Genomic DNA, 21814 nt, shown 5'->3' with positions numbered 1-21814 from the left:
ACACGCCTTGGAGGAGTTATCGCTGAAAACCCGCAAAACCGCAATGCACTGAAAGCCCGACATTTTTTGGCTGTTTCAGGACGCGTCCTTCGCCGGGCGCGTCGCGGTTGAATATTGCGTTTTTTCCGATCCTCGCCGGGCATTCCATCAACAAATGCTGACCAGACAGCGGAGTCGGAGATTACACCATGACAGCCATGACAACAGCGGAACGACGCGGATACCACCAGATTTGCGGCGCCAATGGCGCGATGATGGTGATCGCCTGCGATCAGCGCGGCGGCATGCGCTCTCTGCTGGCCGCAACGCCCGAGGAACAGGCGTCCATCGGCAACGATGTCTTGGGCGATACCAAGGCTGATATCACACGGTTTCTGGCCGCCCATGCCGGTTGCGTGCTGGTTGATCCCATCTGCGCCGTACCCAAACTGGTCGACAACGATCTCCTTCCCCGTGACACGGCGCTTTTGATCGGCATCGATGCTTCGGGTTGGGACACCTCGCCGGAAGGGTACCGGATTTCGAAGATGGTCGATGGCGTCAATGCCCGGCGGGTGCGGGAACTTGGCGGCACCGGCGGCAAGATCATGGTCTATCTCAGAATGGACACGCCGGCCGCCAATACGAAAAATCTCGAAACGCTGAAGGCTTACATCGAGGATTTCGCCCGTGAAGACCTGCTTCTGGTCGTCGAATTCCTCACCTACCGGCTGGAGGGGGAAAGTGCGGAAGATTACGCGGTGAAAATTCCCCTGCTCATCAGACAGGGGTCTGAAGCCTGCCTCGCTCTTGGCGCCAAGGTGCTGAAAATCCCGTATCCGGGCTCTGACGAAGCCTGCGCTGAAATCACACGAATTGCCGGCGATGTTCCCTGGGCTGTGTTATCGGCGGGGGTCGATCACGAGACATTTCTGGGCCAGGTTGAAGCGGCGATGAAGAATGGCGCTTCCGGCGTCATAGCCGGTCGATCGCTGTGGAAGGACTGCATTTCTCTTGACCGGGCGGTTTCACAGAAAAAACTCTCGAGCGTGGCCGTGTCGCGGTTGCGCGATATCCAGGCGGTGATTTCGCGTTATTATCGGGGTCAGAACAGCAAGGCTGCATGAAACCAGTGGGTGGAGATGGACATGCAAGATTGCACCATTGGTGTGGATATTGGCGGCACGAATATTCGCGCCGCCCGGATTTCACCGCAGGGTGAAATTCTGCGCAAGAAGATCGTGCCGGGCAGCCGCGACCCTTCGACGGCGATCAAGCTGATCTTCGGTCTGATATCGGAGATGGATGCTCCCGACGTCCTTGCCATTGGTATCGGTGTCCCCGGCCGTGTCGATGGGGAAACCGGTGCAGTACTCTCCGGCGGCTACCTCGATCTGTCTGGCTGCGATATCAAGGCTTTGACCGAAAAGACCTTCAATCGCCCGGTGGCGATCTCCAACGATTGCAGCATGGCGCTGGTGGGCGAGACCGCCGTTGGAGCGGCGGCGGGGGCTGCCAGCGCGGTCATGCTGACCATTGGCACCGGCATCGGCGGCGCGTCCATGGAAAACGGCCGGATCGTGCAGGGCAGGCAGAGCGCCGGTCAGCTCGGCCATATCATCGTCAATCACAACGGTCGCAAATGTGTGTGCGGCCAGCGCGGCTGCGTCGAAACGGAATCCTCCGGTACGGCGCTTGGCCGTCATATCGAGGAAGCAGGTTATCCCGCGGAAACCCGTTTCGACGATATTCTGCAATTGGCCCGGGCAGGCGACGAAAGGGCGCTTGAGGTGCTGCGCAACTGGGCCGGGCCTCTGCGTGCGGCCATCGGTACATTGTCTGCATCCTTCGATCCCGCCGTATTTCTGCTGGGTGGCGGCATGGGACAGGCGGCGGTTACCGCGCTCGGTTTCTTACCCCGGGCGCAAGGCTGGTATTCGACGGACATACGTGCGGCAGCGCTTGGCGATGACGCCGGCATGATCGGCGCGGGCCTGATGGCGCGCCGGCTTGTGGAAACCTCGCCCGCCGTGCCGGCAAAGACGAGGGGCAAACATATCGTCTTCGTCAACGGCATCCCGGCGTCCGGAAAGAGCACTCTGTCGCGTATGCTGTCGCAGCAGACGGGCTGGCCGGTGCTGGCGCTGGACACGATCAAGAACCCTTTCCTTGAGCATATCGAGGGTGTCGACCGGCTGTTCAATCGGACGCTTGGCAAAGCCAGTTATCAGGCGATCTTTCAAATCATAAAAGACGCGCCGGAAGGATCGGGTTTCATCGTCGATGCGTGGTTCGGCTTTCAGCCCATCGAGTTGTTGAAGGAGCACCTTGAGAAAGCAGGTGCGGCGGAACTCGCAGAAATCTGGTGCCATGCGCCTGCCGAGGTCGTGGCGGAACGGTATCGCGCGCGTCTCGCGGACAGGCTGCCGGGCCATCCGGGCGAAAGCTACATCCCTGAACTCATTGCGCTTGCGGCCAGAGCTGAACCGACAGGGCTCGCGCCTGTTTTCGATCTCGACACCACCCTGCCACCTGACGATGTCGCGGTTCTAAGGTGGGTGAAGGCCGCCTTCGCGAAGGGACCTCCCGGCTGGCAAAGGCGCGTGGCGTGAATTGCGGTTCAGCCCAGGGTCACCGAAGGGCCGGCCGGTGCGCTGGTGGACATGCCTGAAATGACGGGAGCAGTCAGATTCCGGTTCGATATTGTGCGATAAATCATGAATTTTATTGATCGATTGCTGCGAATGCACGCGCAATATTGACGTTTTTCGGGCGCGGCGCTACCACCGGTGCCGGCGCCTTTCAACCGGCGGTCAGTCGCTAAAATAGCGGTGTGTCGGCCTGTTCGGGTCGTTGTGTCAAAGGGGGAACCGTCCTTGTCGCTTTTTCCTGCTCTCCTCGACAGGCTTGCCCGGCCAGATCTGTTTGCCGATCTCGCGGGCGTCACTTTCGGCGACCGGGCGTGGTCGGGCGCAGAGTTTGATGTTTTCAATCCTTCGACCGGTGCGCAGCTTGCGCGGCTGCCGGATATGGGGGCTCTGGAAACGCGGGAGGCGATTGACCGCGCGGCCGAAGCGCAGGGCATATGGGCGAGCCTGCCGGCCAAGGACAAGAGCGCAGTGATGCGACGCTGGCACCAGCTGATCGTCCTCCATTCGGATGACCTCGCAACGATGCTGACCGCGGAGATGGGCAAGCCGCTGGCGGAAGCAAAATCAGAAGTCTCCCACGCCGCCGCTTACGTGCAATGGTATGCCGAGGAGGCGAACCGCATCTATGGCGAAACGATTTCCGCCCCTTCCAACGATCGGCGGATGCTCGTTATCAAGCAGGCAGTGGGTGTGGTGGGCACGATCACTCCGTGGAATTTTCCCGCATCCATGGTAGCTCGCAAGATTTCGCCCGCACTTGCGGCCGGCTGCGCCATCGTACTGAAGCCCGCCGAACAGACGCCGCTGGTGGCGGGGGCCATGTTCGTGCTGGCCCGGCTCGCCGGTTTTCCGGAGGGGACGCTCAACCTCATTTATGCGAGCCACGGCGCCGACGTCGGTGCGGAATTGTGCGCCAATGCCAAAATACGCAAGATCAGCTTCACGGGCTCGACCGAAGTTGGCCGGCTGCTGATGAGCCAGTGCGCGCCGCAGATCAAGAAGCTCAACCTCGAACTGGGCGGTAACGCCCCTTTCATCGTTTTTGACGATGCCGATATTGATGAAGCCGTGGAAGGCGCCATTCAGGCGAAATTCCGTAATGGCGGTCAAACCTGCGTCTCTGCCAACCGCATCTATGTGCAGTCGGCGGTTCATGATGAGTTTGCGGAGAAATTCGTCGCGCGCGTGGCCGAATTGAAGGTCGGCGATGGCTTCGATCCCGATGTCACCATCGGCCCGATGATCGACAGCCACGCCATCGACAAGATCGAGGGGCATTTGGCCGACGCCAGCGCAAGAGGCGGCACAATCCGTTGCGGCGGCAAGCGCGCCGCGAATGGCGGAACCTTTTTCGAACCCACGGTCGTCACCGGGGTTACAGGCACGATGCGGGTTGCCCAGGAAGAGACTTTCGGACCGCTCGCCCCCATCATCCGCTTCGAGGATGCGGAGCAGGTTGTGCGCGAAGCCAATGACACGATCTACGGTCTGGCCGCCTATTTCTACGCCTCCAATCTCAAGCGCGTGTGGCGTGTCGCCGAAGCCCTGGAATATGGCATGGTCGGCATCAATACGGGCCGCATGTCGTCGGAGGCAGCGCCCTTCGGCGGCGTCAAACAATCCGGCATCGGCCGCGAGGGTTCGCGCCATGGCATGGAGGATTATCTTGAAATGAAATATCTCTGCATGGGCGGTATATAGCTTCGGGCATTACCGGGCTTCGTTGGAATAAAGCCCGTCGCCGATCACCGGATCATCACGCCTGACGCAATTTTGCTCTTGCCTTCCGGAAATCCGGGCGGCGATCCGGCCTGGATCTTCATCAAAGACAGCGTAGGGTGGACTGGTGATTCCGCGACCCCGTTGGGAAACCGATGGCGGGCATGGGAAATCACTATGGCGCGTCTACGATTTATCGGGAATCCGTCATCCGCCCGTTAGCCTTCGCCACTAGGCGTGCCGACATGGCCCTCGGGCCGATCCGTGTCGTGCAAGGAAGGCCAGGAGATGACGACCTCTTCAAACATGATCGCCAGCCGCCTCGGCTGATCCTGTCGCCGCGATTTCAATGGATAGTAAAAATGCGTTTTCAATCCGCCAATAATAATGTGCGTCAGATCAAGGGTGTGTTTGCCGGCTGTGCTGTCGCTTTCATCGGCGTCGGCCTCATGAGCGCTCTGGTCGATATTCTTTCTCACCGGCTCGCTCTTCATGATGGAGGTCTATGACCGCGTGTTGCCGAGCCGCAGCCTGCCGACGCTCTTGGCCCTGTTCGCCATCGTGGTGGCGCTTTATGTGTTTCAGGGTCTGTTCGATGCCGTGCGCGGCCGCCTGCTGGTGCGCATCTCCGATCGTCTCGATCAGGTCCTGTCCTCCAGGGTTTACGATGCGGTGATCGGTCTGCAAGTCCGACTGCCTGTCAGCGGCGCTCAGGCGCAACCGCTTCGTGATCTCGATACAATTCGCTCCTTCCTGTCGGGAAGCGGACCGACCGCTTTGTTCGACCTGCCCTGGCTGCCTTTTTATATTGCCATCTGTTTCGCCTTCCATTTCTGGCTCGGGGTCACTGCGCTCGCAGGCGCCGCAATTCTCACGATGTTCACGCTGATGACGGAGCTTGTCTCCAAGCGTCCCGTGGAAGAGACCGCACGACACGCTTCCGCGCGCAACCGGCTGATTGAGAGCACCCGCCGCAACGCCGACATCATCGCCGTCATGGGAATGACGCCGCCATTGCGGGAGCGCTGGCAGGTGGACAATCGCGCTTATGGCCGTGGGCAGCGCACCGCAAGCGATATCGCCTCCGGTTTCGGTGTGGCGAGCAAGGTGCTGCGCATGCTGCTGCAATCGGGTATTCTCGCTGTCGGGGCGTGGCTGGTCATTAATGAGCAGGCGACACCCGGCATCATCATCGCCGGTTCCATCCTGTCGGCGCGGGCGCTCGCTCCGGTCGATCTCGCCATCGCCAACTGGAAGGGCTTCATCGCCGCGCGGCAAAGCCGCCGCCGTCTTGAAAAGACGCTTGCGCTGCTACCGGATGCCGCCATGCGCATGGACCTTCCAGCGCCCCGCTCCCTTCTCTCCGTCGAGCGTGTCGGCGTCATCCCGCCGGAGGCGGCAGAGCCGGTTCTGCAGGATGTCGCCTTCACGCTTGCGTCGGGCAGCGCCCTTGGCGTGATCGGGGCCAGCGGTTCGGGGAAAAGTTCGCTCGCGCGGTTGCTGGTCGGGCTCTGGCGTCCGCTCAAAGGCTCGGTTCGACTGGATGGCGCGACACTGGACCAATGGCCGGCTGAAGCGCTGGCCCGCCACATCGGCTACATGCCGCAGGCGATCGAACTGCTGGACGGCACCATTGCCGAAAACATCGCCTCATTCGACCGAGAGGCAAGCTCGGAAAAGATCATTGCGGCCGCGCGCGCAGCGCGAATTCACGATCTCGTCGTGAGCCTGCCGGAGGGCTATTCCACACAGGTGGGGAAGCCGGGCGGCAATTGTCAGCGGGGCAGAAACAGAGGATCGCGCTCGCGCGGGCAGTTTATGGCGACCCGTTCCTCGTTGTGCTCGATGAGCCGAATTCCAACCTTGATTCCGAAGGCGAGGAGGCGCTGACAGCAGCCATTCTCGGCATTCGTGAGCGTGGTGGCGTGGCCGTCGTCATCGCTCATCGCCCCAGCGCGCTTTTAGCCGTGGACAAGGTGTTGATGCTCGCCGAAGGGCGGCAACAGGCTTTCGGCCCGAAGGATGAGGTGCTCGCCAAGGTGCTGCGCCCGGTCAGCGGTGCGGCCGGCGCTCTCAAGGTCGTTCAGGGCGTGGAAACAGGAAAGGCATGAAGATGGAATGAATGGCAGACACTCAGACGCTCGATCCGCAGCCACCTTCTTGTCGGTGGACTTGGTTTTCTCACCCTGACCGGCATCTTCGGCGGTTGGGCAATTGGCACCGAAATCGTCGGCGCGGTCATTGCCCAGGGCTCGCTGGTGGTGGAAACCAGCCTGAAGAAGGTACAGCATCCCGTGGGCGGCGTCGTCAGCGAATTGATGGTGCGCGATGGCGACCGGGTGAAGGCCGGCGATGTCGTCATGCGCATCGATGCGACGATGACGCGGGCAAATCTGGCCATCATCGTCAAAAGCCTCGATCAATTCAACGCCCGCAAGGCGCGGCTGGAGAGCGAGCGTGACCGCGCCGGCAAGGTCGTGTTCCCGCAAGCGCTGCTTGGGCGAGCCGCCGATGCCGAGATCGCCGCGATGATAAATGCCGAACAGCGTCTTTATGAAAACCGCAAGGCCGTTCGCGAAAGCAAAAAACGCCAGCTCGAACAGCGTGTGCAGCAGCTTCGCGATGAGATTGCCGGCATGGATGCCGAGCGCGCTGCGAATTTCCGCGAACAGGGCATGGTCGGCGAGGAGTTGAACCGCTTTCGCTCCCTGCATGAGCGAGGCCTGATGGAAAAAAGCCGGCTCAGTACGCTGGAGCGTCAGGCTACGGATATCGATGGCGACATCGGCCGGCTGATGGCTGGCATTGCCGGGGTCGAGGCGAAGATCAGCGAAACCAGGCTGCAAATTCTTCAGATCGACGAACAATGGTCGGAAGAGGTGGGAGCCGATCTGCGCGAAATGGATGCCCGCATCGGCGAATATGTCGAACGCCGGGTGGCGGCCGAAGACCAGCTGAAACGTGTCGATATTCTCGCGCCGCAGGATGGGGTGGTGCATCAACTTTCAGTACACACTGTCGGCGGGGTCGTTGCGCCGGGCGAACAGATCATGATGATCGTGCCGGAAGTCGACAAGCTGGTGGTGGAGGCCAAGGTCGCGCCGCAGGACATCGACCAGATATTTTACGGCCAGGCGACGAACCTGCGCTTTTCCGCCTTCAACCAGAAAACGACGCCGGAAATTACAGGCACTGTGGAGCGTATCTCGGCTGACGTGACGGTGGATCAGCGAACGGGCACGAGCTATTACCTCGTGCGCGTCGCCACCTCGCAGGAGCAGATAAAGCGATTGGGCGAATTCAGCCTCATGCCCGGAATGCCGGTGGAAGCCTTCATCACGACAGGCGAAAGAAGCGTATTGTCCTATTTCCTCAAACCCCTGCTCGATCAGGCGAACCGCACCTTCCGCGAAGCCTGAAGGCAAGATCCGGGTGCGCCGCTGGACGAAATAATGCGATCCAACTAGCAACGCCGTGCATCTCCAAGGATGCACGGCGTTGCTTTGCTTATAAAGTGCGCAGAGCTTTCTTCCGCCAAGCCGCCAAGCCGCCAAGCCGCCAAGCCGCGATGTGGAAATATGTCGGCGGGCGCCTGCGTCGTAAACAGTCTCCTGCGATCCATGACGGGCCGTACCGGCCTGGAGCAACCGTGTGATCAATGAGGGAGGGGCTGTCCGAGATGAGGACGTGGAAATGTGCCGCTTCGCAAACATGCCTTCGCAACCCGGCAAAACGCCGCGCGTCCCTTTGGCCGCGCGGCGTCTTATGGTGAAACGGGATCGCGATTTCCGTCGCGATCCGGCTGCCAATACGTCTATGGCTTAGCCGATCTTCACATTGTCATCGCGCTTGATGGCGATGACGGTCGAGCGCGGCAGCTTGCCTTCGCCATCCGGGAAGGGGGCGTCGGGGTGCTGGATGCCGACGAAGTGGGTGCGCTTGTCGCCGGACCATGTCTGGCCGGTGACTTCGGAACCCTTCGGGGCGGTGAGGAAACGTTCGATACGGCCGGTGGCCGGATCGCCCGCCAGCATCTGGTTGTTGCCCTGACCGGCGAAGTTGCCTTCATTGGTGTCCTCGCCATCGGTCTGGATCCAGAGCAGGCCCGTGCTATCGAACATCATGCCGTCAGGCGAATTGAACATGTTGCCTTCGTTGATGTTCGAGGAGCCGGCATAGGCGTCCTTGTGGACGGTGGGATTGCCGGCCATGCAGAACAGGTCCCACTTGAACTTGCCGTCCGCATGGTCGTCATTTTCCGGATACCAGCGCACGATCTGGCCGTATTCGTTCTTTTCGCGCGGGTTGGCGGCATTGATCGCCATGGCGTCACCGCCGGCATTGGCGCGCAGCTTGCCGTCCTTCATTTCACCACGGCGGCTGTTGTTGGTCAGCGCGCAATAGGCTTCGATGGCGACCGGGTTGATGGCGACCCATTCCGGGCGGTCCATGGTCGTCGCGCCGACCTTGGAAGCGGCCTGACGGGTGAAGACGCAGATTTCGTCGATCTTCATGCCGGTGGTTTCAGGCGTCAGGGCGAGCCATTCGCCGGCGCCGTCGTCGGAGAATTTCGCGACGTAAAGCGTGCCTTCATCGAGCAGCTTAGAGGTGTCGCCGCCCGGCACGTAGATGCCGTTGGAGACGAATTTATAGAGGAATTCGCCACGCTCGTCGTCACCCATGTAAACGACGACACGGCCATCGCGGGCGATCACGACGGCGGCGTTTTCGTGCTTGATGCGGCCAAGCGCGGTGCGCTTGATCGGGGTGGAGGAGGCGTCCGAAGGGTCGATCTCGACCACGTAACCGGCGCGGCGCGGTTCGTTGGGGTTCTTGGCGACGTCGAAACGCTCGTCGAACTTCTCATAGGCGTAGCGGGTTTCGGCGACGATGCCGTAACGCTTATAATCGTCAGGCAGCTTGAAGGCGGCGTCGGTGGTGCCGAAATAGCCATTGAAGTTTTCTTCGCAGGTGAGGTAGGTGCCCCACGGCGTGCGGCCGGCGCCGCAATTGTTGAAGGTCCCGAGACAGTCGACACCCTTCGGGTCGGCGGCGGTCTTGACGAGATCGGAGCCTGCGGCCGGGCCGGAAAGCTTCATCGGCGTATTGTGGTGGATACGGCGGTTGAAGGGGCTGTCGAGAACGATCTTCCAGCCGTCCTTGTCTTCCGCGACTTCCATGACGGTGACGCCCTGCATGTTCTGCAGGATCTTCACATCATCGGCCGTCTTCGGATTGCCTTTTTCGGCGTGCGGCAGGTTGGTTTCCGGGTTCACATATTCATGGTTGACGGCGATCAGCTGGTGGCTGCCGACCACGAAGAGTTCCATACCATCGGTGTTTTCGCCGAAGACCTTGTCGGAGTTTTCAACGCTGACGCCCTTGGCGGGGTCGAGATCGGGAACGTTGGAGAACAGCGGCTGGCCCCATTTCGCCAGCGGCTTCCAGTTATAACCTTCCGGGACATGGATGGTGTTATCGGTGGCTGCGGCAACCGGCTTGAAGGGGAAACGGCCGACGGCGGCTTCCTGCGCTTCGGCCGAGGTGCTGCTCATCAGGTTGCCGAGCGTGCCCATGGCGGCCGCGGCTGAACCGAAGGCAAGCACGCCGCCGAGAAAGCCGCGGCGGGAAATCGCGGTTTCGACCACGCGGTCGAAATCGGTTTCGGCCGGCGGCGGGTTCTGCAGTTCGTCCCACTCGTCCCAGGACAATTTGCTCGTATCGATGTCGGTCATAGTCTGTCTCCACCGTTGCTTGTTTGGAATCATTCCAGCAAGGTGCCTACCGTCCCAATATTTCATGCGGATGACGGAAACGGCACTATCGGCGGTCATTTTCCCTGCGCCGGGGCGGGTTTTTTTCGTCAGCGCCCGATCAGGATGCGGGTGACGAGAAAGCCGTCGAAGCGGCAGAAACGGAAAGGAATCTCCGTTCCCCTGCGCCATTCGCCGCCTATGTCGGCGGTCAGCCGCAGCGAGGCCGAGCCGCTGTCGTCAAAGCCGGATAATTCCGCCGCCTCGAAAAAGAAAAACCGTTTCACTGTCGGATAAATCGCCTTGAACAGGCTTTCCTTGGCCGAAAAAATCAGGCCGGTCATGAAGGGGTCGATGGCGTTGCCGAGGTTGTGGCGTTCACGCTCCGTGAGGGCCTGCGTGGCGATATCGCAGGCCTCTTCCTCGGTCAGGGGCCTTTCGATATCGATGCCAATACCGCGGAACCGCCCCGAAGAGCCGGCAATGGCAATCGCCCGCTCATGGCTGTGGGAAATCGCGCCGATCACGCCTTCGGGCCAGAGCGGCGCGCGGTCCTCACCCATGCCGGGAAAGGTGGAGCGGCCGGTGAGGCGGCGGATGGCCTCGGCCGCGCATCTGCGCCCGGCGACGAATTCTGCCTTGCGTCTGGGCAGGGCGTGTAAAAGCTGCGGCGGCAAGGGAGGGACCTCGCCGCCGCAACCCTCATCGGCGCTGTAACGAAGGGTGAGGCAATGGCAATCGCAGCTGTCGTCCGGCCAAGGCCAGATGGCCTCCGGTGGATCGCCGAAGACGGCTTCGCGATGAAACGCCGTTGCAATGGCCATGTCCGTCACCCTCATCCAGCGGCCTAGATCATGCGCTCACGCTTTTCGCCCTCCCGCTCCCGTTCAGGCCGCAAGCGTTGCGCCGCCATCGACGACGATCTGCTGCATCGTCACATGGCCGGCCTGATCGGAGGCGAGGAACAGGACCGTATCGGCGATATCGTCCGGCCTCGCGATCTTGCCGAGCGGGATGCCGAGCTTGAACTGCTCGGGCACGCCGGCAACCAGCTGGTCCTTGCCGGAAGGATCGCTCAACATGCCGGCAAGCATCGGCGTATCGGTGGAGCCCGGTGAAACGACATTGCAGCGCACGCCATAGGGCGCAAGCTCCAGGGCGGCGCAATGGCTGAGGCTGACTAGCGCCGCCTTGGAAGCGCAATAGGCCATCATGCCGATGCGCGGCACGACGGCGGCATTGGAGCCAACGTTCACGATCGCGCCACGCCGCTGCCGCTTGAAGGCGCCGCTCCATTGCCGCAGCATATAGAACGGCCCGGCAGCGTTGACATCCATGCAGGCTTTCCAGTCCGCCGGCGTCAGGCTCTCGCTGTCGCCGAGCCGCAATATGCCGGCGGCATTGACCAAAATATCAAGTCCGCCCCATTCGCTCTCTATCTCCTTGCAGGTCGTCTCCACTGCCGCCGCATCGGTGATGTCGAGCGCGATCTGGCGGAAGGGGGCCTCCACTGTGTCGGCCAGAAGGTCGAGGCCGATGACCTCGGCCCCTTCCTCGATGAAACGTTCGGCGATGCGGCGGCCGATGCCCTGGGCCGTGCCGGTCACCAGCACGCGCCGCCCGGTAAATCTCTGTTGCGTCATCTTGTTCGTCCGCTCAGGCTGCGAGCCGCTTTTCTTCGATCAGCGCCCACCAGGCGGAGAGTGTCGGCACACGGGCAAGCTCATCGAAGCCGACGGTGACGCCGCGTTCCTTCAGTTCGCCGGCAAGCTTCATCACCTGCAGCGAATCCAGCCCGTAGAAAATGAGGTTTTCATCGGGGTCGATATCGCTTTCATCCTCCACCATTTGCAGGACTCGGGCTTTCAGCCATTCGCGGGTTCCGGTGGCCTCGCCCGCGCCGACAAGGCTTGCGGTGTCGATCACCACGCCGCAACGCGTCGCCACATATTGCAGCGCCATGCGGTGTTCGGCCTCGGAAAAATCGGCGACGCCGTCACCAATCATGAAGGGCTGGATATCCTTCATGAAGGCTTCCACCGCCGTCATCATGCAGCCGATATGGGCGTAAACGCCGCCGACGATGATCTGATCGCGGCCCCAGCCTTTCATGCGCTCTGCAAGGTCGGAACGCTGAAAGGCGCTGTAGCGCCATTTGGTCAAAACCACGTCGTCGGGCGTCGGCGCGAGCTTGTCCACCACCTTCTGCAATTCCGGATCGACGACGGTAAGCCCCGGTCCCCACATGTCGTTCAGGAGCGCGCGGTCGCCGGGCGGCTGGTTATGCGGCTGGGCGGTATAGATGACCGGCACGCCGTTCTGAACGGCCCATGCCTTCACCTTGGCGAGATTGTCGATGAGGCTGGTCATCAACTTGCCGTCGGCCTCGTAGAACCGCAGGAAATAACGCTGCATGTCGTGGATCAGAAGCACGGCGCGTTTCGCATCGGGCTGCCATTTTGTCTTGTTGGCCGGAAAGCTCGCGGCGACCGGCATCGGATAGTCGGAAATGGTGGGGATCGTCATGATGACCTCGGTTTTTTTGCTGCGCCGGCTCGGGCGGCGCGTAATCTTTGGAATTGGGGACGCCCTCTTGAGCGTCCCTTTCGATTGGCGCTGCTTGTCAGGCGCTGATGGCAACGGGGGCTGTCAACAGGTCGCGCAGGCGCTTCTTGTCGATCTTGCCGACGGCGGTGAGCGGCATGGCCTCGATGAAGCGCACGCGGTCGGGCAGCTTGTAATCCGCGACGCCGAGACCGGCGAGATGCTGGCGGATGGCCGGCGCCTTGAGCGCGGGATTGCGCGACACCACGAAGACGCAGCTTTTTTCGCCGAGAAGTTCGTCCTGCATCGCCACAAGCGCCGCGTGCGTCACATCTGGATGCCGCAGGATCAGGTTTTCCACCTCTTCCGAAGCGACCTTTTCGCCGCCGCGATTGATCTGATCCTTCACCCGGCCAACGACCCGGAGATAGCCTTCGGGCGTGCGCTGCACGACATCGCCGGAATAATAGAAGCCATCCTTGTCGAAGACCCGGGCGCTGTGTTCGGGCGCGCGGTAGTAGCCCCGGAATGTATAGGGACCACGGGTCGCCAGCATGCCGGCTTCACCCTCGGGCACGTCGTTGCCATCCTCGTCGACGATGCGGATTTCATCGTCCGGGCTGATCGGCCTGCCTTGCGTGGTGAAGACGATATGGTCGGGGTCACCGAAGCGGGTGTAGTTCACCAGACCTTCCGCCATGCCGAACACCTGCTGCAGGTCGCAGCCCAAGACCTCCGGCACCTGGCGGGCGAGCGCTTCGGCAAAGCTTGCGCCGCCGACCTGCAGGAGCTTGAGCGACTTCAACCGTTCACGATGGGCGGGAGCCGCCTGCAGCCACAGCGCCACCGCCGGCGGCACCAGCGGCACGATATCGACGCCGTGTTTTTCGATCAGATCGAAGCAGGCAAGCGGCTCCGGATTGGCGGCCATGACCACCGCGCCGCCGGCGTGGAACACACCGAGCGCGCCGGGCGAGCTCATCGGGTAATTATGCGCCACCGGAATGGCGCATAGGAAACGGGTCTGCGGCGAAAGTTCGCAAATCTCCGCGCTGGCCCGGGCGCTGTAGTCGTAGTCGTTATGCGTCCGGGGGATCAGTTTCGGCGTTCCGGTGCTGCCGCCGGAAAGCTGGAACAGCGCCACCTCATCGGCGGCGGAAGGGGCGTAAGCCGGTGGATTTTCGGCAGGCGACGCCAGCTTCTGCTCCAGGCTGCGCTGCGGATCGGTTTCGCCGAGCAGCAGGGTCACGGCAAGCTCTGGAGAGACCGCCTTCAGCGCCTCCACAAATGTGTCATCGGCGAAAAGCTCGTGGCTGCGCGAGGCGATCACCAGCTTCGGCGCGATCTGTTCCGCATAGGAGGTCATTTCCAGCCGGCGATGGCTGAAAAGCGCATTGACGGGGGCGGCGCCGATTTTGATGAGCGCGAAAAAGACGAGATAGAACTCGGCTATGTTCGGCAATTGCACCAGCGCCGTATCACCCCTGCCGATGCCTGCGGCGGAGAGATGTCCAGCCAGATTGGAGGATTGCCGGTCGAGATCGGCATAGCTGAAACGACGGTCGCCGCAGATCAGTGCCGTGGCGTCCGGCCGGCGCTCCACCTGTTCGGCGAGAATGCCGCTCAGCGACCGGTCGATCCAGTAGCCGCGTTCGCGGTATCGGCGAACGAAATCCTCGGGCCAGCGTTGGAATTCGATTGTCATGGTTTGTCCCTGGAAAAATTAGGCAGAAAGACCGCAGGCGTTCAGCATGGTCTTGAGCTTGGTCTGCACCTCGGCCCATTCGGATTCGGGCTCCGAGGCCTCCACGATGCCCGCACCGGCGAAGAGCCGCACGGTTTCCCGCTGCACAGTGCCGCAACGGATGGTCACCACCCATTCGCCATTTCCTTGCGAATCCGTCCAGCCGACCATGCCAGTGAAGAGGCCGCGCTCGAAAGGCTCGACGAAGCGGATGAGGCGATGGGCGCGCTCGGTGGGGAAGCCGCAGACGGCTGGCGTCGGGTGCAGCAGGCAGGCAAGCTGTAGCGCATTGGTTTCCGGATCGGCGAGACGGCCTTCGATGCGGGTCGAAAGATGCCAGAGTGCCGCCGTGTTGATGAGGGAGGGTTTTTCGGGAACATCGAGTTCCGCGCAGACCGGCGAAAGCAGCGAGCGGATATCCTCGATGACGAGGCTATGCTCGTAATGGTCCTTTTCCGAGGCCGAAAGCCGATCCGCATTGGCCTTGTCCGCTGCCGGATCGACCATGCGTTTTGCCGATCCCGCCAGCGGGTTCGAGATGATTTTCTCGCCCTGCTTGCGAATCAGGAGTTCCGGGCTGACGCCGATCAGGTCGCCGCCATCGGGCAGCGGGATGCGGAACTGGTAACCTTCGCGGTTCTGTTTGGCGAGGCTAGCCAGCAATCTTTCGACATTGACCTCGGAGGCGAAGGTCAGTTCACGCATGACGGAAAGCACCGCCTTGCGGACTTCGGAATGGCGGAAATTGACGATGGCATGTTCGACGGCATGCTTGAAACCGCTCTCGTCCGGCAGGCTGTTCTGGCCGACAAGGGCGGGCATGGCCGAATCGGCGACGATCGGCTCTGCATCCTTGGAATTCCATTCATAGTTGTATGGAATATACAGGCATGAAGGTTCGCTGACATCGAAGGGGATCGCGCCGATGGCGATGGGGTTCTGCTCGCCCTCCCGCTGCGCACGCTCGAAGGCGTAGGCCAGTGCCTGCTGCAGCGGGCTGGCAATATCTTCGCCGCCCCGGGCGGGAATCGCTATTTTTTCGCGAATGCCCTTGGCGCGCAATTGCCCGCTGCCGGAAGTAAACATAAATTCTCTATTAAATTCAGTAATTTCGTCGGATTCGACGTCATTCGTCCTGAGTGCTCCCGTTTTCATGGGATGCCTCCTGTGCGAGTGGTTGACGATGGCTTATACTTGAGTATGCTAATCATGTTTTGTCAACCGGTTCAAATTCACATGCTAAATTTAACCCCCATGCAGGTGGCCTATTGGGTCGGCCGCGAGGCGGATGGAATACTCGGGAAAGTTACGCCGCATCTTTACCTCGAATTCGACGGGCAGGCGGTAGATGCGGAAAAACTGGCCGTCGCCGTGGAAAGGCTCTGCCGGCGTCACCCCATGCTGAGCGTCAGGATCGATGCTGAAGGCCATCAGTCCGTCGATCCTGCCGGCCGGCTGCTCCGCCTCGATGTGGAGGACATGACCGCGCTCGATTCGGAGGCGCTTGCACGTCGTCTTGAGGCGAAGCGCGAGGAATGGAGCCATCGCCGGGCCGATCTTCGCATTGCCGCACCGGCGGCGATCTCGCTCAGCCTGTTGCCGGAGGGACGTTGCCGTCTGCATGTGGAAACGGACATGCTGGCCGTCGATCCAGCCAGCGTGCGGATCGTGATGGAAGACCTTGCCCGTTTTTACGAGACGGCGTCAGACGCAGACGAAACCCGGACTGTCGAACCGGTAACGCCGTCGTTTTTCGACTGGGCGGCACGTCTCATGTCCGACCCGGACTTGAGGGGCTTGCGCGAAAGGGACCGCCTGTGGTGGCGGCAACGGCTTGCCGATGTTCCGGACGCTCCGCCGCTGCCGTTTCTGTCGGATGACCCCTTGCGCGCCGTTCACACGGACCGGCTCGCCACGCTGCTTTCAGCGGCGGAGCGCGGCAGTCTGGAGCGGACAGCGCGGCGTTTTTCCGTAACGACATCGACCCTTCTGCTCGGCGTTTTCGCACTGGCGCTGTCGCAGGCGTCGGGGGCGGAAAAATTCCGGCTCTCCGTGCCGGGTTTCTGGCGCGCGCCGCTGGTGCAAGGGGTCGATGAGATCGTCGGCGAGTTTTCCAACGTGCTCGTGCTCGGCGTCGATATCAGGCCTGAAGAAACGCTCGAAGCGCTGCTCGGCAGGCTGTTCGATGAGATGAACGGGCTTCTCGCACACCAGTCCTATCCGGGCGTCAGCGTCATGCGCGATCTCTCCCGCCAGCGCGGTGGTTTGCAGACCTCGCCGGTGGTTTTCACCGCCGGGGTCGATCTTCCGGGCGGGGAGCTGTTTTCGCAACGGGTCGGGCGGGTGTTCGGTCCGATGGTCCACACCGTCTCGCAGGGGCCGGGGGTCGCGCTGGATGCGCAGGTGGCGGCGGTGGATGGCGGTCTGCTGATCAACTGGGATGTGCGGCTCGATGCGCTGCCGGAACGCTGGCTGCGCGCCCTGTTCGAAACCTATGTCGCTCTTCTCCGCCGGATCGCGGAAAGCCCCGATCTTGTTTGCGAAAGCGTGGAGCGATTGGTCGCGCAGCGGTCGGAAACGGGAGCCGAGGCAAAAGGAAAACCCATGGAACGTCCCCTCTCACCCCTGCAACAGGCCTATCTGCTCGGGCGCGGTACCCATCTGCCGCTGAGCGGCGTGGCCATGCAGGAGTTCCGCGAATATCGCGGCGATATCGACCCGGAACTGCTGCGGTCGCGGCTTGCCGCGATGGTCGCGAGACATGAAAGCCTGCGCACCCGCATCGACGAGCGACGGCTGGTGCAGATGGTCGCCGATAAGCCGAAGATCAATCTCGATCTCGTCGATCTTTCGGCCCTGTCTCTTTCGCAAGCCGAGGCAAGGATCGACGCGGTGCGACGGGATTTTTCCCATGCACATTTCGATCTCGCAGCCTCGCCATGGCAGGTCACGGTGTTTCTTATGCCCGATGCCGGGCCGACGGGGCACAAGGTCGTGGTCTTCCTGCGTTTCGACGCGCTTATCCTTGATGGGCGGGCCATTGCCAGCCTCGCGGCGGAACTCTTCGATGGTGTCGTGCCGCCGGAAGCCGCCGCTACGACCGGAATGCCGAAGGAGGATATCTCGGCGGCCCGTGCCGGGGATGCCGCCTATTGGGCTGAAAAGTTGAAAGATGCCGCGGTGCCCTCGCAACTGCCGTGGAAAGCACCGCTCGAAACCATTCCCACCTCGCGTTACAGCCGCCGGAGCCTGACTGTCGAAAAGCCGCGTTTCACCGCCTTTTCGCGCATCGGTGCGAAAGAGCGGCTGTTCAAGAATTCGGCGCTGACGGCCGTTATCCTAGATGTGCTCTCGCTCTGGCTCAACGAAGGCGCGCTCGTCGTCGGCATTCCCGTCGCGCCGCAGGTGGAAGGCGCCTTCGCCAACCGCTCCAGCTTCATCGCCGTCCAATGGGATGTGGCCAGGAATAGCTTTGCGGAGCGGGCGGCGGGCCTCCAGACGGATGTGCTGGAAGGGCTGAACCATCTCGCCTTTTCGGGTATCGATCTCAATCGTGTGCTTCTCAATGCCAATCCGGGCGGGCTCGCCTTGCCGGTGGTGATCACCAACGGTCTGACCTGGCCGACGCTTTCATCCGAATCGACGATGCAATGGGCCGGCGGGCTTACGCAGACGCCGCAGGTGGCGCTGGATTTCCGCTTTTCGCAGAATCCGCAGGGCGATCTCTTCCTCGATATCGACTATGCCGAGCAGGCGATCGATGCGGCGACGGTGGCGGATATTCTCGCGGCCATCGAGCGTGCGATTGCCGGAATCGCCGATAGCGGCGCTTTCTCCTTCAACGCCCGCGATATTGTCGACCATTCTCATTACCGACTGAACGGCGACGAAGGAAGCTTCGTCTGCCCGCCATTTCTGGAACGGATCGCCGGCCATCTTTTCGAGGGCGACCCGTCGCGCACGGCGCTCGTCAGCGGCAAACGGCGCATCGCCTATGGCGAACTCGGTCAGATGGTGGCAGGGGCGATGGCGGGCCTCAGGGCGCGCGGCATCGGCCGGGGCGATGTCGTGGCCGTGTGCCTGCCGCGCAGCCCGGAACATACGGCCATCACGCTTGCCGCAGCGCTGATGGGTGCGGTCTGGGTGCCGGTCGATGCCGGCTCGCCGGAAGACCGCCTGCGCTATCTGCTGACCAACTGCCGCCCGGCGATCATCGTCGCCCGCAGCGTTCCGCAGGATTTCGACGCTGTCGATCCGGCGCAGCTTCTGTCCGCGCCCGCACCGGCTGGCGCACCCGTTACCATGGCGGAGGTGACGGCGCTTTCCCAAAGCGAAGAGCCTGCCTATTATCTCTATACCTCCGGCACGACGGGCAAGCCGAAATGCGTCGTGCTTTCCAACCGCGCCACGGCCAATGTCATCGGCAGCACGCTTGCGGAATGGGCGGTGACGGATAGCGATGTGTTTATCTCCGTCACGCCGCTGCATCACGACATGTCCGTCTTCGATGTTTTCGGCGCGCTTGTCGCGGGGGCGACGCTGGTGCTGCCGGAACCGGGAGAGGAAAAGGATGCGGTGCGCTGGAACGAACTGGTGGCCGAGCATGGCGTCACGCTCTGGTGCTCGGTGCCGGCCATCCTCGAAATGCTTCTCTCCTGCCGCCGTGGCGACCAGCTTGCTTCGCTCCGGCTCGTGGCGCAGGGCGGCGATTACATCAAGCCGATGATCGTCGAAGAACTTCGCCGGCTGAAGCCCGGCCTGCGGCTGATATCGCTCGGTGGACCGACGGAAACCACGATCTGGAGCATCTGGCACGAGATCGTTGCGGAAGATGTGGCGGCCGTGCCCTATGGCCACCCGCTGCCCGCCAATCGTTATTTCGTCCTCAACGATCAGGGCGGCCATTGCCCGGCTGGTGTCGTTGGCCGCATCCATACGGCCGGCGTGAATGTGGCAATCGGCTATCTCGAAGATGGCGCGATTACCCAGACGGATTTCGTGACGGTTGCCGATCCGGAAGGAAACCCCGTGCGCGCCTTCCGCACCGGAGACCGGGGCCGTTACCGGCCGGATGGCAAGATCATGTTTGCCAGCCGCGTCAATGGTTACGTCAAGGTGCGCGGCGTGCGCGTTTCGCTGCCGGATGTGGAAAACGAGCTTATCCGCCATCCTTCCATCCAGCGCGTTCTGGTGGTGGATTACGGCGTCGAACAAAAGGGCGAGGCGGCCATCGGCGTGCTTTACGTCGTTGGGCCGGGCCTTGAACTCCCGACCGCCGATCTGCGCAATTTTGCCCGGAGCCATCTGCCGGAATCGCATGTGCCCGGCCGGTTTCTCAAGGTCGACGATCTGCCGCTCTCGGCCAATGGCAAGCCGGATCGCCGTCGCGCCCGCGAATTGCTGACCGGTGCTGCGGAACCGGCAAAAATCTCCGCACCTGCGGCTCCCGCCGTCGATCAGGGCGACCGCCGGGTGCTGGATATCTATCTCGGCGTGCTGGGTAAAAAACCGGCGAATGTGGATGCGAACAGCGACCTGTTGGCGCTCGGTCTTCTGCCTTCGCATCTGAAAACAGTCTCGGCTGAAATCCGCACTGCCTTCGGCGTGGAGCTCACACCGCAGCAGCTTTTGCGGTGCCGCAACGCCAGGCAGGTGACTTCGCTCCTGGCCGCCCGGGCGGCGTGAACCCAATCATTTCGGGCGGCACTTCGCGCCCGATAACGGAAATTGTGCAAGGAAAAACAGATGGCGCATATCGATCCTGCCGGCGGCTGGCTTCCACTGACGCAGCCGCAACTTGATTTCTGGGAGGAGTTTTCCTTCCATCCCGACGAGCCGGTTTCCACCGTCGCCCATTACATCGATCTTTCCGGTGCGGTGAATGAAAGCGCGCTCATCGAGGCGATCAAACGCACCGTGCGCGAATCCGAAGTCCTGTCTATCCGTTTCCGCATCAGCGTCGACGGCGAGACGCCGCAGCAATGCTGCGACCCAAACCATGCCCCGGTGGTGGAGCTTGTCGATCTCCGCAGCGATGCCGCTCCTCTGGAAGAGGCGCTGCGGCGCATGAACGCGGATGTGGAAGCAAGGCTCGATCTCAGAACCGACAGGCTTTCGGCGCAGCTGCTCTACCGTATCGCCGACGATCGTTACCTCTGGTACATCCGCGCCCATCATATCGTCGTTGATGGCTATGGCCTGACGCTGGTTGAGCAGCGCTGCGGCCAGCTTTACGGGCACTATTGCGGCAAGGGCGAAGCGGGTCCGGATTTCCACCCCTTCGGCGATTTCCTTGCCGAAGAGGATGCCTACAAGCAAAGCCGGCGTTTTGAAAAAGACCGCGATTTCTGGGCGGCCTATCTCGCCTCACCCGCCGATCTGCCGGTGCTGGACAAGGATTGCGAGGACTATGGCGGCGGCGGCCTGCATACGGACGCGGCCTTGCCGCAGGGTTTCAGCACGCGGTTGCAACAGGTGGCGGGCGCAATGGAGATCGGCTGGCCGGACCTTCTGGTGCTGCTTTCCGGCCTTTATCTCCACTGCGTCCTGCCACGGCCGGACCGCGATGTGCTGACATTGTGGCTGCCCTTCATGAGCCGCTGGGGCAGCGTCGGCGCGCATATGCCGGCCATGCTCGTCAATATTTTGCCCTTCCATCTCACCATCGAGCCGGGCGAGAGCCTCGGCGCATTTCTGACGCGCAACGCCGCCAATCTGCGAAAGCAGCGCCTGCATGGCCGCTACCGCATCGAGCAGATCGCCGCCGACCGGGAAGTCCCGAAGGGCCGGCGCTTCTTCTTTTCGCCGCTCATCAATGTCCTGCCCTTCAGCGCGCCGGTCTTTGCCGGGCTTACCGTTGTCAGGCACATCCTTGCCAACGGTCCCGGCGACGGGTTCAACCTGACCTTCCGTGGCGAAGATGACGGCAGCGAGCTGAACCTGCATATCGATGCGGATTCGGCGCTGACGCAAGCGGAGGATTTCGCCCGTTACCGCGAGGAGCTGCCATTGTTCCTCGATGCCATGCTGCGCGAGGAGGCGCTGACGCTTGCGGCGGCGGAGGCGTCCACGGCGTTCCGTCTGGCGGTTTGAGGGGGAAGGCCGATAACGCTTCCCCTATACTCCACGTCATCCTCGGCCTTGTTGTAAAGACCGGAGACGTCCCTGACAGATGTTCGGAGACATCCCTGACAGTTTTCATGGGTTTTCGAGGTTTATTTCTGCGACCTGAGTTGCGCCGAAGAAGACGCCATAGAGGCCGGTCTGGTTGAGGGATCGTATGGCGAGACGTTCGTTCCGGAAGGCGTTCGGCACCCGCCAGGCTTTGCCCTTGAAACTGACATAGCCCTTTGTTGAGCTGACGCATCGGATGGTTTCGCTGCTGTCGTAGGCCGGCTCTGGAAGTGCATCTGGAAAAGGACGCG

Annotated in this window: 15 protein-coding genes and 1 pseudogene; 8 read left to right on the top strand and 8 right to left on the bottom strand. The window is 61.9% G+C overall.

Annotated features, from left to right (window positions below; genetic code table 11):
• Nucleotides 1-188: 188 nt before the first annotated feature.
• The 3 genes from EM858_RS12050 to EM858_RS12040 all read left to right on the top strand — a co-directional run bounded on the left by EM858_RS12050 (nt 189) and on the right by EM858_RS12040 (nt 4331).
• Nucleotides 189-1106, top strand: coding sequence for a tagatose-bisphosphate aldolase (locus EM858_RS12050; protein WP_080820525.1), 918 nt, complete (start codon nt 189-191; stop codon nt 1104-1106).
• 21 nt (nt 1107-1127) lie between these two features.
• Entirely contained in the window at nt 1128-2591 is a 1464-nt protein-coding gene (locus EM858_RS12045; protein WP_120947773.1) for an ROK family protein, read from the top strand.
• A 309-nt stretch (nt 2592-2900) separates the two neighbouring features.
• Nucleotides 2901-4331 carry an NAD-dependent succinate-semialdehyde dehydrogenase gene (locus tag EM858_RS12040; RefSeq protein WP_080821067.1) on the top strand — a complete coding sequence of 477 codons (1431 nt, stop codon included), beginning with the start codon at nt 2901-2903 and terminating at the stop codon, nt 4329-4331.
• Between the two features lie 236 nt (nt 4332-4567).
• Here the strand turns inward: EM858_RS12040 and EM858_RS27390 are convergent, their stop codons facing one another.
• Entirely contained in the window at nt 4568-4843 is a 276-nt protein-coding gene (locus EM858_RS27390) for a hypothetical protein (protein ID WP_245482991.1), read from the bottom strand.
• Between EM858_RS27390 and EM858_RS12035 the strand changes: the two genes are divergently transcribed.
• Genes EM858_RS12035 through EM858_RS12030 form a run of 3 tightly spaced genes read left to right on the top strand, consistent with a single transcriptional unit; the run spans nt 4842 to nt 7768 of the window.
• Complete coding sequence (locus tag EM858_RS12035) at nt 4842-6239, top strand: type I secretion system permease/ATPase (RefSeq protein ID WP_280960145.1); 1398 nt, start codon at nt 4842-4844, stop codon at nt 6237-6239. The genes EM858_RS27390 and EM858_RS12035 overlap by 2 nt on opposite strands.
• Nucleotides 6122-6460, top strand: a complete 339-nt coding sequence (locus tag EM858_RS27385) for an ATP-binding cassette domain-containing protein (RefSeq protein WP_280960144.1) — start codon at nt 6122-6124, stop codon at nt 6458-6460. The genes EM858_RS12035 and EM858_RS27385 overlap by 118 nt, the downstream gene beginning before the upstream one ends.
• Nucleotides 6461-6493: 33 nt before the next feature.
• Complete coding sequence (locus EM858_RS12030) at nt 6494-7768, top strand: HlyD family type I secretion periplasmic adaptor subunit (protein ID WP_127756838.1); 1275 nt, start codon at nt 6494-6496, stop codon at nt 7766-7768.
• 402 nt (nt 7769-8170) lie between these two features.
• Here the strand turns inward: EM858_RS12030 and EM858_RS12025 are convergent, their stop codons facing one another.
• The 6 genes from EM858_RS12025 to EM858_RS12000 all read right to left on the bottom strand — a co-directional run bounded on the left by EM858_RS12025 (nt 8171) and on the right by EM858_RS12000 (nt 15545).
• Nucleotides 8171-10084 (bottom strand): PhoX family phosphatase, encoded by a 1914-nt coding sequence (locus tag EM858_RS12025; RefSeq protein WP_080820533.1) that lies wholly within the window; start codon nt 10082-10084, stop codon nt 8171-8173.
• Between the two features lie 128 nt (nt 10085-10212).
• Nucleotides 10213-10926 (bottom strand): 4'-phosphopantetheinyl transferase, encoded by a 714-nt coding sequence (locus EM858_RS12020; protein WP_127756837.1) that lies wholly within the window; start codon nt 10924-10926, stop codon nt 10213-10215.
• A 63-nt stretch (nt 10927-10989) separates the two neighbouring features.
• The gene (gene dhbA / locus EM858_RS12015; RefSeq protein WP_127756836.1) at nt 10990-11745 is read right to left on the bottom strand and encodes a 2,3-dihydro-2,3-dihydroxybenzoate dehydrogenase; all 756 of its coding nucleotides are present in this window, start codon (nt 11743-11745) and stop codon (nt 10990-10992) included.
• Between the two features lie 13 nt (nt 11746-11758).
• Complete coding sequence (locus EM858_RS12010; protein ID WP_127756835.1) at nt 11759-12628, bottom strand: isochorismatase; 870 nt, start codon at nt 12626-12628, stop codon at nt 11759-11761.
• 97 nt (nt 12629-12725) lie between these two features.
• Nucleotides 12726-14351: a (2,3-dihydroxybenzoyl)adenylate synthase gene (locus tag EM858_RS12005; RefSeq protein ID WP_127756834.1), complete on the bottom strand. Its 1626-nt coding sequence runs from the start codon at nt 14349-14351 to the stop codon at nt 12726-12728.
• Nucleotides 14352-14369: 18 nt separating this feature from the next.
• Nucleotides 14370-15545, bottom strand: a complete 1176-nt coding sequence (locus tag EM858_RS12000; protein ID WP_127756833.1) for an isochorismate synthase MenF — start codon at nt 15543-15545, stop codon at nt 14370-14372.
• 81 nt (nt 15546-15626) lie between these two features.
• On the opposite strand from EM858_RS12000, the gene EM858_RS11995 reads away from it, so the two are divergent.
• Both EM858_RS11995 and EM858_RS11990 read left to right on the top strand, forming a co-directional pair.
• Entirely contained in the window at nt 15627-20075 is a 4449-nt protein-coding gene (locus tag EM858_RS11995; RefSeq protein ID WP_127756832.1) for an amino acid adenylation domain-containing protein, read from the top strand.
• Between the two features lie 60 nt (nt 20076-20135).
• On the top strand, nt 20136-21482 hold the full coding sequence (locus EM858_RS11990; RefSeq protein ID WP_127756831.1) for a condensation domain-containing protein: 1347 nt from the start codon (nt 20136-20138) through the stop codon (nt 21480-21482).
• Between the two features lie 61 nt (nt 21483-21543).
• Here EM858_RS11990 and EM858_RS27305 read toward each other — a convergent pair.
• Nucleotides 21544-21814 (bottom strand): annotated as a pseudogene (locus tag EM858_RS27305) (IS481 family transposase); the annotation flags it as partial.

It is taken from the genome of Agrobacterium sp. CNPSo 2736 (assembly GCF_004005385.1).
Classification (GTDB): domain Bacteria; phylum Pseudomonadota; class Alphaproteobacteria; order Rhizobiales; family Rhizobiaceae; genus Agrobacterium; species Agrobacterium leguminum.
The sequence above is the reverse complement of the archived record's forward strand: the minus strand, read 5'-3'. Positions and strand labels throughout refer to the sequence as shown.